Annotated in this window: 7 protein-coding genes; 4 read left to right on the top strand and 3 right to left on the bottom strand. The window is 47.2% G+C overall.

The window, feature by feature from the left end; translation table 11 throughout:
* Positions 1 to 462 precede the first annotated feature (462 nt).
* The 4 genes from BACCELL_RS10600 (at position 463) to BACCELL_RS10585 (ending at position 8,676) form a co-directional block, all read left to right on the top strand.
* Positions 463 to 1,236 carry a 5'-nucleotidase C-terminal domain-containing protein gene (locus BACCELL_RS10600; RefSeq protein ID WP_007211763.1) on the top strand — a complete coding sequence of 258 codons (774 nt, stop codon included), beginning with the start codon at positions 463 to 465 and terminating at the stop codon, positions 1,234 to 1,236.
* Positions 1,237 to 1,281: 45 nt separating this feature from the next.
* Positions 1,282 to 2,202, top strand: a complete 921-nt coding sequence (locus tag BACCELL_RS10595; RefSeq protein ID WP_007211762.1) for a bifunctional metallophosphatase/5'-nucleotidase — start codon at positions 1,282 to 1,284, stop codon at positions 2,200 to 2,202.
* Between the two features lie 200 nt (positions 2,203 to 2,402).
* The gene (locus BACCELL_RS10590; RefSeq protein ID WP_007211761.1) at positions 2,403 to 5,405 is read left to right on the top strand and encodes a serine hydrolase domain-containing protein; all 3,003 of its coding nucleotides are present in this window, start codon (positions 2,403 to 2,405) and stop codon (positions 5,403 to 5,405) included.
* A gap of 130 nt (positions 5,406 to 5,535) precedes the next feature.
* Positions 5,536 to 8,676: a serine hydrolase domain-containing protein gene (locus tag BACCELL_RS10585; protein WP_007211760.1), complete on the top strand. Its 3,141-nt coding sequence runs from the start codon at positions 5,536 to 5,538 to the stop codon at positions 8,674 to 8,676.
* A 204-nt stretch (positions 8,677 to 8,880) separates the two neighbouring features.
* Here the strand turns inward: BACCELL_RS10585 and BACCELL_RS10580 are convergent, their stop codons facing one another.
* From BACCELL_RS10580 to BACCELL_RS10570, 3 genes are all read right to left on the bottom strand, one after another.
* Positions 8,881 to 9,510: a porin family protein gene (locus tag BACCELL_RS10580; protein WP_007211759.1), complete on the bottom strand. Its 630-nt coding sequence runs from the start codon at positions 9,508 to 9,510 to the stop codon at positions 8,881 to 8,883.
* Positions 9,511 to 9,580: 70 nt separating this feature from the next.
* Positions 9,581 to 10,213: a DUF4136 domain-containing protein gene (locus tag BACCELL_RS10575; RefSeq protein WP_007211758.1), complete on the bottom strand. Its 633-nt coding sequence runs from the start codon at positions 10,211 to 10,213 to the stop codon at positions 9,581 to 9,583.
* A gap of 596 nt (positions 10,214 to 10,809) precedes the next feature.
* A complete protein-coding gene (locus BACCELL_RS10570; RefSeq protein WP_044153791.1) occupies positions 10,810 to 11,811 on the bottom strand; it encodes an aldo/keto reductase in 1,002 nt (333 codons plus the stop codon).
* Positions 11,812 to 12,128 lie beyond the last annotated feature (317 nt).

Genomic DNA, 12,128 nt, shown 5'->3' with positions numbered 1-12,128 from the left:
GAGAAGAGCAAACCAAAGTTCATATGTCCCGTAACCACCTGTGTGACAAGAAACTTGGTGTTCCATCATGATCAGTCGTAGTGAAACACGAGTTCAGTCCTAGTGGGAGGTACCTTCAGTCGTAGTGGGAGATATCTTCAGTCGTAGTGGGAAGTACCCTCGGTTTAGCATAGTGAATGAATCATTGTGTTGTTCATGCCCCGCCATAACTGTGTCTCAACCGTACTTGCTCCGTACCTTCTTCGCTCAGAAGCACCTCTGACCGAAGAAATCCCGGACTTGGTACGGAGCAAGTACATCTCGGGTACAGTCAGAAGTTGTGTAAGCCGTTTAATGCCGAAATATCCCGAAACTTAAAAAAAATGTGTCTGAAAACGAAAAAGTTCATCTTTTTTCTTTCCGTCAGGACGGGATAAGAAAGACTATTCGTTATATTTGTAGCAATTTAAAAACCCGAACAAAATGAAAAGAATAACTTTGAAATTTATTCCCGGTGTATTTCTGGCAGTTATATTCCTGCTAAGTTCTTGTACTTCTGCATATAAGGTGACGAAGTCAGAGGGAACCATGGTGGCGATTGACTCTACTTGGGATGTGAACCCGGATGCTGAAGCGGTGGCACTGCTTGCTCCTTATAAGGCAAAAGTTGACAGTATTATGTATCGTGTAGTGGGTACTGCGGAAATGAGTATGGATAAAGGAGCTCCGGAGAGCTTGCTTTCCAATCTGGTAGCGGATGTATTGCGTAATGCTGCCGCACAAGTACTGGGCAAGCCTGCCGATATGGGGCTGATAAATATGGGTGGTTTGCGTAATGTACTGACAGAAGGCCCTATCACTACCGAAAACATCTATGAGATATTACCTTTCGAAAATTCCCTTTGTGTATTGACAATGAAGGGAGTCTATCTGAAAGAACTGTTTAATAATATCGCTGTGCGTCATGGTGAAGGTATCAGTGGAGTACAGCTCCTGATTACGAAAGACGGGAAATTGCTGCAAGGTACGGTTGGCGGGCGTCCGATAGAAGACGATCAACTCTATACGATTGCTACAATCGACTATCTGGCTGACGGAAACGACGGGATGACTGCTTTGCCTCAGGCAGAGAAACGGGAATGTCCGGACGGAGCCACTTTGCGCGGCCTGTTCATGGACTATGTGGAACGTCAAACTGCTGCCGGAAAGAAGATCACTTCGCGTCTGGAAGGTAGAGTAACTGTGAAAGATGAGTAATCCTGCTCACCGAGAAAATAAATCATAATTCATAAATCAGAAATCATGAAACGATATATTCTTTTAATGTTGGCAGTCTGCTGCCTTCTTCCGTCATCAGCACAACAATCTATCCGGGAAATCTCCAAGGCCCCCCTTTGTCTGCTGACTCCCGACTCTGCACAGAAAACCAAGCAATTGGTGATTCTGCAAACAAGTGATACACATAGCCGCATTGAGCCCATTGCCGTAAATGCTGCCGACCGCTATGCCGGTATGGGCGGAACCGTGCGCCGGGCCACCTTTATTAAAGAGGCACGCAAGGTGAACCCTGATCTGTTGCTGTTCGACTGTGGAGATATCTCTCAGGGAACTCCTTACTATAATCTGTTTCAGGGAGAAGTAGAAGTCAAGATGATGAACCTTATGGGTTACGATGCCATGACGATTGGTAATCATGAATTTGATTTCGGTCTGGAAAATATGGCACGTCTGTTCCGTATGGCAAACTTCCCGGTGGTATGTGCCAACTATGACGTAACAGGTACGGTGTTGGAAGGACTGGTGAAACCTTATACTACTTTCAGCCGCAATGGATTGAAGATCGGTGTCTTTGGTCTTGCTCCGAAGATGGAAGGATTGGTGCAGGCCGATAAATGTGAAGGTGTGGTTTATAATGATCCGATAGAAGTGGCACAGAAGACGACGGATCTGCTGAAGAACCAGGAAGGTTGTGATGTCGTTATTTGCTTATCGCATCTGGGTTATCAGCTTAAAGGTGCTCCTTGTGACGAAGAACTGGCACAGAAAACAAATAATATTGATGCCATATTGGGCGGACATACCCATACTTTCATGAAAGAGCCTGCTATTTATTTGAATAAAGACGGTAAGAATGTACCTGTGATGCATACAGGAAAAAGTGGAATTTATGTGGGAATGTTGAAACTGACACTTACAGAAGAAGAATCCCAACCATCATTATAGATAATACATAATTAGTTGGGGGAGGATTTATTTGTATTGGTATAGAAAGGAAACGAGTTGACGAGTTGACAAGGGAACAAGGGGCTGCGCAATGCTCCTATGCCGCATGGAACCTTGTCCCCTTGTCAACTTGTTAACTCGTCAACTTTCCCTCAAAACCCGTAAGAAATGAATAAATACCGCCAACGAACTACAAAGAAATGAAAAGAATAATTCTCTTGTTGTTGGCTATCCTTTTATGGGGTGGCACATCCTTGCTTCATGCCCAGGCAGAAGCCCCTTTTCTACCTTCAGCGGCAGATGCACGTTGCAAACAGTGGGTAGATTCCGTATTTTCCGGTTTGAACCTGCAAGAGAAAGTAGGGCAATTGATTGTCACCACCTTCCCGGCCAAGGCGGATAAGCAGAAAAAGAAGCAGATACGTGATCTTGTGAAGAAGTATAAGATCGGAGGTCTGCTCTTTGCCGAAGGTACGCCGGAAGAACAGGCAATACTGACGAATATTGCGCAGAAGAACTCCAAAGTTCCCGTTATGATCACTTTTGACGGTGAGTGGGGGCTCTCCATGCGTCTGGAAGGTACGCCCTATTTCCCAAAGAATGCGGCTCTGGGCTGCATTGAAGACAATCAGTTGATTTATGAATACGGACGTGAGGTGGCACGGGAATTTCGTGAATTGGGTGTGCATGTCAATTTTGCACCTGATGCGGATGTGAATACCAATCCTTTGAATCCGGTGATTCATGTTCGTTCGTTCGGTGAAGATCCGAAGAAAGTAGCCGAAAAGGTGCTGGCTTACAGTCGTGGGTTGGAAAGTGGTGGCGTGCTGTCCGTAAGCAAACACTTTCCCGGTCATGGAGATACGGACGTGGACTCGCATAAGGGACTGCCGGTGCTCTACTATAATCGTGAACGTTTGGATAGCGTCGAGCTGTATCCGTTCCGCGAAATGGTGCGTGCCGGATTGGGCGGTGTGATGGTAGGTCATTTGCAGGTGCCTGCTTTGGAACCGGACGCCAAAACGGCATCTTCACTTTCCAGAAATGTAGTGACGGGATTACTGAAAGACGAAATGGGTTTTCAGGGCTTGGTGTTTACGGATGCGCTGGATATGAAAGGTGTCTCGTCTGTGCCCCAGCTTACTACAAAAGCTTTACTTGCCGGAAATGATATGGTACTGGTGCAGTACAACACCGCAAACGCTGTGCAGGAAGTGCTGAGTGCTGTGAAAGAGGGTGTTCTCTCTGAGAAAGAAGTGGAAGCGAAATGTCGTAAGATACTTACTTATAAATATTTATTAGGCTTGCGCCAGCCACGTCCGCAGTTACAAGTTAGCGGAATGAGCTATCGTATCCATACGGATGAGGCGAAGGCTCTGGTAACCAGGTTGCGCCAAGCCTCCATTACGGTGCTTGGCAATCATTTCGGGATATTGCCTTTGACACCGGTCGGTGGTGCTCCTATTGCTCTTCTGAGTATAGGCGAAGGCAAAGACAGTGTTTTTGTGGATGAGATGAAGAAATTATCTCCTGTTCCTATGGAGTGTTTTCGTTTGACAAGAGAAATGTCGGAAGATGGCCGCCGTGAACTGGCGCGTAAGTTGGCGGACTATCGGCGTATAGTGGTCAGCGTATCGGGAAAAGATGCCGATGTGGTTGCTTATGCCGATTTCCTGGCGGGATTGGACTTGTCCGTGCCGCTGGTATATGCTTTTTTTACGTCTTATCGTGGAATGCAACCGTTAGAGCCTGCTTTGAACCAAGCCAGCGCCGTAGTGCTGGGACATTCTTCTGAAGCGGATATCCAACAATATGTGGCAGGTGTCATCTTTGCCAAAGTGCCTGCCCAAGGCAAACTTTCCATGAGTATCGGAAGTCTTTATCAGGCCGGTGAGGGAAGTGTGATCACTCCGGGGATGAAGCCGGGAAGTATTATTCCCGAAGATTTGGGGATGAAGTCCAATGAGTTGCATCGCATTGATGCTATCGTGCGGGCAGGACTGGCTGCCGGAGCTTATCCCGGTTGCCAGGTGCTGGTGCTGAAAGACGGTCAGACGGTGTATGATAAATGTTTCGGTATACATTCCGATAAGGATACCACTGCTGTACGTCCTACGGATCTGTTCGACCTGGCTTCTCTGACAAAGACTACTGCAACGCTGCTTGCTGTGATGAAACTTTATGATGGTGGTAAATTAAAACTGACGGATAAGGTTTCCCAATACTTACCTTTTCTGCGAAGTACGAATAAGAAGAATATTACGATTAAGGACTTGCTTCTTCACGAATCTGGCCTGCCGCCTTATATTCGTTTCTATCTGGAGGCTATCGACCCGAACTCCGTGCATGGACCGTATGCTCAAAGTTGGGTGGATGAATGGCATCGCACGCGGGTAAGCGAACATAGCTATTATTGTTCGGATTTCAAGTTCAAGAAAGGACTGGTGTCGGAGAAAGAATCATCGGTTTACAACTTGCATGTAGCTGATAAGATGTGGTTGAATAAGAGCTTTAAGAATACCATCCTGCAAAAGATTGCCCGTTGCGAAATGGACAGTAAGCGGTATGTGTACAGTGATCTCGGCTTTATACTGTTGCAACAGGTGGTAGAGTCAATTGTCAAGTTGCCGATGGACCTCTATCTGGCTAAGGAGTTCTATGCGCCTATGGGCTTGCAGCGTACCATGTACCTGCCTTTGCAGAAATACTCCAAAGAAGAGATAATGCCTACGGCTGCAAACGACTTCCTGCGTCGTCAGGACTTGTGTGGCTATGTGCATGATGAGGCTGCTGCCTGCATGGGTGGCATATCCGGTAATGCCGGTCTCTTCTCCACTGCCTCCGAAGTGGCTAAAATCTATCAGATGATATTGAACGGTGGCGAATGGAACGGTAAACGCTATCTGAGCGAAGCGACCTGCCGCCTGTTCACTACAGAAACTTCCGCTATCAGCCGCCGGGGATTGGGCTTCGACAAACCTAATCTGAAGGATTTGAAGAATAGTCCTTGTGCTGCCTCGGCTACCGCTGCCGTTTATGGGCATACCGGTTTCACGGGGACTTGCGCCTGGGTGGATCCAGAACACGGGACGGTGTACGTCTTCCTCAGTAACCGCCTGTGTCCCAATGTGTGGAATACGAAACTGGGTGAAATGAATATTCGCACGGATATACAGGAGGCGATTTATAAAAGTCTGAAATAGCCGGAACATAGAAATACGGGAGACACGGGAAATACAGCGTTTTTTACTAATTAGTCGAAAAAACTCTGTGTTTTCCGTGTCTTTGTGTTTGAAATACTATAACTTTGGTAGCCTTAATGTATAGATAATAATGAAGAAACTATTCCTATTCCTCTTGATACTATTCAGTTGTTGTGCCCGTTTTGATGCTCAGACACATCGCTTACCGGCACCGCAATCCCCTGTTACGCCTGTTGAACCTATCCTGATGCGTCCCTTTACCAATGATGCCCGCTGCCGGCAGTGGGTGGACTCAGTGCTCAACAAGATGAGTCTGAAAGAACGTATCGGACAGCTATTCATTTATACCATTGCCCCCCAACAGGATAAAGCAAACCGCGACCTGTTGCGCAAAGTAGTGGACGACTACAAAGTGGGTGGCCTGCTTTTTTCCGGTGGTTTAATGGAAAATCAGGTGGCACTGACTAATGAAGCGCAGAAAATGGCGGATATTCCGTTGATGATTACCTTCGATGGTGAGTGGGGACTTTCCATGCGTTTGCGGGGTACACCGGTGTTTCCGCGAAATATGGTTCTGGGCTGTATACAAAACGACAGCCTGCTCTATGAGTACGGGCGCGAGATGGCCCGGCAGTGCCGTGAGCTTGGCGTGCAAGTCAACTTTGCTCCTGTGGCGGATGTGAATATCAATCCGAAGAATCCCGTTATCAATACCCGCTCTTTTGGAGAAAGTCCGGTAAATGTGGCGGATAAAGTGATAGCTTATGCACGTGGACTGGAAGATGGCGGTGTACTTTCCGTAAGCAAGCATTTTCCCGGTCATGGAGATACGGATGTGGATTCGCATCATTCATTGCCGAAGTTGTCGTTTTCGCGTGCACGTCTGGACAGTGTGGAGCTTTATCCGTTCAGAAAGGCGATTCAGGCCGGACTGTCCGGTATGATGGTGGGACATTTGGAAGTGCCGGTGCTTGAGCCGAAACGAGGAGTACCTTCCTCGCTTTCGCGCAAAGTGGTGTATGATTTGCTGACACAGGAGATGCAGTTCAAAGGGTTGGTGTTTACGGATGCACTTGCCATGAAGGGAGTATCTGCCAATAACACGAGTATTTGCTTGCAGGCATTGCAGGCGGGGCACGACCTGTTGCTCGTTCCCCGGCGGATAAAGGAAGAGGTGGAAGCTATACTGGATGCCGTGAAGAGCGGTGAGTTGACAGAAGCGGAGATCGAAACGAAGTGTCGGAAAGTGCTTACCTATAAATATGCTCTCGGATTGTCGAAGAAACCTTTTGTCCGTCTTTCCGGTTTGGGAAACCGTATCAATACGGCACATACGCGTGATCTGATACGGCGTCTGAACCAGGAAGCGATCACTGTGCTGAGAAATAAGAACAATGTGCTTCCGCTGGATGCGGATACTCGTGAAGTGGCAGTGCTCAATGTGGGGGATGCGAAAGAGGTACAGCCGTTCCTGAAAGAACTCTCCGGATATATAAATTCCGCCGGGACGAAAGGAAGTCCCACCGTCTTTCAGCTGAAGAAAGACTTGCAGCCTGCTGCACGCAAACTGTTGCGTGATTCATTGTCGCAATATAAACGTATTCTTGTCTGCGTCACGGAACATCGTCTGGCACCCTACCAACCATTCTTTGCCGAGTTTACTCACGATGTGCCGGCGGTTTATCTGCTTTTTATTCCCGGTAAGCAGATGTTGCAGATACGCCGGGCGGTGTCTGCTGCGGACGCTGTAGTATTGGCACATTCTTCGATAGATGATGTGCAGTGCCGGACAGCCAAAATACTTTATGGAGATGCAACGGCCGACGGACGTCTTTCGGCAAGCATCAGCAATTTGTTTGCCACAGGTACGGGGCAGGTTATTACTCCGAAGACACCACTCCACTTTGTGCCCGATGAGTATGGAGTGAATTCTCGTCTGCTGACCCGTATCGATGAGATTGCGAAAGAAGGAATTAAGGAAGGTGCCTATCCCGGTTGCCAGATCGTGATATTGAAAGATGGAAAGGAAATGTATAATAAGGCATTCGGAACGCATACCTGGCCGGGCACTTCTGCCAGTAGACTTTCTGCATCCGTTACTCCAGGTGCTACCTTGCCGGTATCCCCGACGGATGTTTACGATCTTGCTTCGCTGACAAAGACTACGGCAACGTTGCTTGCCGTCATGAAGCTGTATGATAAAGGACGTCTGAATCTTACTGACCGTGTGTCGGACTATCTGCCTTGGCTTCAGGATACGGATAAAAAGGATATTACTGTCCGGCAATTACTGTTGCATGAGTCCGGATTGCCTTCCACGTTGTTGTTCTATCTGGAAGCTATCGATAAGGAAAGTTATGAAGGAACTCTTTTCAAGGCAAAGCCCGATGCCGCACATTCTGCACAGATCGGTGTACGTACTTGGGCAAACCCGAAGTTCAAGTTCCAGAAGGGGCTGACATCCAAAGTACGCACGGCAGAGCATACATTGCAGGTTTCTGATAGCTTGTGGCTGAATCGCTCCTTCAAGGAGGCATACCGGCAGAAGATTATAGAAACTCCGTTGCGCGACCGGCGCTATCGGTATAGTTGTGTCGGCTTCATCCTGTTGCAGCAGTTGGTGGAAGCGCGTACGGGAATGTCGATGGATGCTTTTCTGGAGCAGGAGTTCTATGCTCCGATGGGACTGAAACGTACCGGATACTTGCCGCTGCGAGGTGCAGCTACTGCGGGAACGGCTTATGCCGGCATTGTTTCCGGTAGCCATGCTCCTCTGTCGAAAGCCGAAATTATACCTTCTTCCTTTGATCCTTTCTTGCGGAAGACTGTTCTTCAGGGCTTTGTACATGATGAGTCGGCAGCTTTCCAGGGTGGTGTATCGGGTAATGCCGGATTATTCTCTAATGCAACGGAAGTAGCGCGAATTTATCAGATGTTGCTGAATGGTGGTGAACTGGATGGCAAGCGTTATCTGAGTCCGGAGACTTGCCGTGTATTTACTACTACGGTTTCACGCATCAGCCGCCGTGGTCTGGGATTTGATAAGCCCGACCGTCAGAATCCGGCAAAGAGCCCATGCGCTGCCGCTACCCCTTCTACCGTCTATGGTCATACCGGCTTTACGGGTACTTGTGCCTGGGTAGACCCGACGAACGGCCTTGTTTATGTCTTCTTGTGTAATCGCATTTATCCCAATGTATGGAATACGAAACTGATGAAGATGGATATTCGTACACGAATACAGGAAGTGATGTATCAGGCGGTGAAATAATTACGAGTTACAAGCTACGAACTACAAGTGCCATGCGGCATAATTGTTCGTAAACATAGCGCAGCAACTTGTAGCTTGTATCTTGTAGTTCGTAACTACAAAAGGGAATAGCCCCCCGCTCACGCGGCCGGTTATTCCCTTTTTCACGTCTTGAAACAATCAATTAATACCAGTCAAACTTATTGTGTTGCAATGCAAATTATGTTAGAATGCAATACCCAGGCGTAGACCGAAGTTGCTCAAACCATCTACACTGTATGTGAACAAGTCGCCCTTGTTCGTGCCGTAGCTATAGTAAGCGGCAACGTGCAGACCCGGACCATAGGCCCATGGGTAGATGTTGATACCAATTTCCGGTGATACGTAGAAGCCCCAGGTGCTCTTGTTAGCTTCGTACACATTGAAAGTAGATTTGATTTCGGCATATTGAGGACCTACTTTCAATCCAACGTAAGGTTGGAAAGCGCTACCGCGGTCGAAAGTATAACGTCCGGCAAGGCCGAAAGGCAACTGGAACAAAGTGTGCTGTTGGTCAGTATTGATGCTACCGCCTTCACCTACGGGAAGTGTCTGGCGACCGAAGTATTCGTGGTTGCTGTGGTAGGCCAGGAAGGCACCAAGAGCAATGTTCGGAGTCACATAGTAACCACCTTCAAAACTCATACCCCATCCGCTGGCTTTATCAGCGAAGTGGTTGCTCAGGGGGAAGTTGAATTGCCAATCGATGTTGGCATAACCGTTATCGGTTAATTGTGCCTTTGCCGGCATGGCGAAGACGAGAGCCAGGGCAGTGATTGCCAGTACTCTTATAGAAAGATATTTTATTGTTTTCATACTTGTTATTGTTTTTAGTTATGAGATACTTCAGGCTGTACCTCTCTACTTAACTATTTACTACTAACAATTACTTATTAGTAAGGTAAGAAGATTGAGTGTAGGCTTGGTTCACACCTTCAATGGCCAATTTGGTGTTTACAGCTGTAGAACCACTAAGCAATCCGCTCATGTAGCTTGTCCAGAGTATGGGCAATTTTTCCTTTTCGCCTTGAGTGGCTTCCAGATTTAGAAGCTCGGTGATGAATGAACCGGTGCTATATGTATAAGTCACAGCATACGGGTAGTACCATCCGCCCCAGTTGCCCCAGTAAGGTGCATCCCAGTAGCCCGGGTAATTCCACCACCATTCGGGACGTCCGTAGTCATTAAAGTAGTAAGTGCTCTTGATGTAGCTGACCTGCAAACCGAGGTTGGCTTCTTCACGATCGTCTACACGGACAAAACCGCGATTGTTCATATTGGTAGCGTAGGCTTGCAGAATTTCCTGAGCGCTCTCGTCTTTCCAGTATTCAGCTTCTTTCTTATCACCGATGATAAGGATACTGTCCGGCATGTAGTACGTTTGGAAAGCTTTGAAATCAGCTTTCGTGTCATAGTTGGTATAAACCAGATACTTGTTGTCCAGCTTATCCGTGTCAGGGTCTTTTTCGCAGGCTGCGAAAGTCAAGACCACCAATAATAGGGGAATTAATTTCTTCATACTTTTATAATGTTTAGGTTAAATATAAAAATCCTGCCCTGGTACCTCAGGCTTTTGGTACATGAACAAGATAAAAAATAAAAGGTTCAGAAGGGGGTATGTTAAATTTTAATCTTTTGCAGAAAAACGGGGCTTCCGGAATTGGGGGAATAGGCGTGTAGACGGTATTTTACAGGCTATTGGGCAGGAGGGCTCAAAATGGGGAATAAAAGGGTGATAAGGGGATAGGGTGATAGAGTTATAAGGTGACAGGACGATAGGGGGTGAAGCCGCCACCTCTCAGTCTTAAACTTTCGGATATAATCGGACAATTATTTACGATGAAACAAGGAACCGGAAACAGTCGTTACCTTATCCTATATCAGCCGTTACTTCATCCTATATCAGTCGTTACCTTAAACCATCTCAGTCGTTACCTTTGTGTGCCTTATCTTATGATGTTGATTATCAGAAGCTAACGATGTCCTCTTTTAAAATGGTCTCTTATTGATAAATATAGACAAAAAAAACTCGCCGGCAGTGCTGAAACACATTGCCGGCGAGTGAGAGTTTACAGTTGCGACCTTCTTTATGAGGCGCTTGTTCTTCTATTATGTTTAGTCCAGTATCCGTTGGATCGTTTCCAGCTCTTCCGCTGTGAACTTTGTATTTTCTATGGCTTTCAGATTATCCGCCAGTTGGGCTACGGAGCTTGCACCTATAATGACCGAAGTGACCATTTCATCTTTCAGCACCCATGCCAACGCCATTTCGGCAAGAGTCTGTCCGCGGTGGGCAGCCACTTCATTCAGTGCCTTTATTCTATTGAGCACTTCTTCTGTCAGCGCTTCTTTCTTCAGGAATCCACCTTTGGCAATCCGCGAATCTTCGGGGATACCATTCAGATAACGGTTGGTCAGCAGGCCTTGTGCCAGCGGTGAAAAGGCAATGAAACCGGTACCGTTTTCGCGTGCCTGTTGCAGGATACCTTCTTCTTCCGGTTCCCGGTTGAACATATTGTATCTTCCCTGATAGAGCAGGCAGTGCACATCCCTCTCCGCCAGATAGCGGTATGCGAATTCGGCTGCTTCTTTCGGGTATTTGGAAATACCCACATACAGGGCCTTGCCTTGGCGCACGATGTCCACAAGCGCCTGCAATGTTTCTTCGAGTGGAGTTTCCGGATCGTAACGGTGCGAATAGAAGATGTCTACATAATCCAGATTCATCCGTTTTAGGCTCTGATTAAGACTGTTCATCAGATATTTCCTGGAACCCCATTCACCGTAAGGACCGGGCCACATATCATGTCCGGCTTTGGTTGAGATAAACAGTTCGTCCCGGTAGGGCATGAATGACTTCTTCATAATCATGCCGAAAGTTTCTTCCGCCGAACCGTAGGACGGGCCATAGTTATTGGCGAGATCGAAGTGCGTGATGCCCTGGTCGAAGGCGTAATGTGCCATTACCTGCGAATTGGAGAAGGTGTTTACATCTCCGAAGTTGTGCCACAAACCTAAAGAAACTTCGGGCAGTAATATGCCGCTTCGCCCGCAACGACGATATTTCATGCCGTTGTCATACCGCTTGGAATCGGGAGAGTAAATGGGGTTTATCATATCATTCAGTTTAAGTGAGAAATGTACTTTTATCGGGAAACAAAAATAGGCAATTTCTCCGGAAAAGACCATTTTTCTTTGTCTAAAAGTGAGCGGATTACAACAGATGCCCCGACTGGAAACAAATTATACTATAATTGGATAAGAAAATGTTATCGGAAGTTTCCGGAGAGCGCTATCTTTGCGGGGGTAACGGGAAAGAAAGGAAGGAAACCAGTTGACGAGTTGACAAGGGAACAAGGGGCTGCGCAATGCTCCTATGCCGCATGGAACCTTGTCCCCTTGTCAACTCGTCCCCTTGTCAACTTTCCCTCAAA

Origin of the sequence: Bacteroides cellulosilyticus DSM 14838 (genome assembly GCF_000158035.1) — a bacterium.
In the GTDB taxonomy this organism is placed as follows: domain Bacteria; phylum Bacteroidota; class Bacteroidia; order Bacteroidales; family Bacteroidaceae; genus Bacteroides; species Bacteroides cellulosilyticus.
Note: the sequence above shows the minus strand (reverse complement) of the source record. Positions and strands in the feature narration are given on the sequence as shown.

Coding starts and splice junctions, on each gene's coding strand:
- BACCELL_RS10595 (WP_007211762.1), top strand. CDS start 1,282: ATGAAACGATATATTCTTTTAATGTTGGCAGTCTGCTGCCTTCTTCCG.
- BACCELL_RS10585 (WP_007211760.1), top strand. CDS start 5,536: ATGAAGAAACTATTCCTATTCCTCTTGATACTATTCAGTTGTTGTGCC.
- BACCELL_RS10600 (WP_007211763.1), top strand. CDS start 463: ATGAAAAGAATAACTTTGAAATTTATTCCCGGTGTATTTCTGGCAGTT.
- BACCELL_RS10575 (WP_007211758.1), bottom strand. CDS start 10,213: ATGAAGAAATTAATTCCCCTATTATTGGTGGTCTTGACTTTCGCAGCC.
- BACCELL_RS10580 (WP_007211759.1), bottom strand. CDS start 9,510: ATGAAAACAATAAAATATCTTTCTATAAGAGTACTGGCAATCACTGCC.
- BACCELL_RS10570 (WP_044153791.1), bottom strand. CDS start 11,811: ATGATAAACCCCATTTACTCTCCCGATTCCAAGCGGTATGACAACGGC.
- BACCELL_RS10590 (WP_007211761.1), top strand. CDS start 2,403: ATGAAAAGAATAATTCTCTTGTTGTTGGCTATCCTTTTATGGGGTGGC.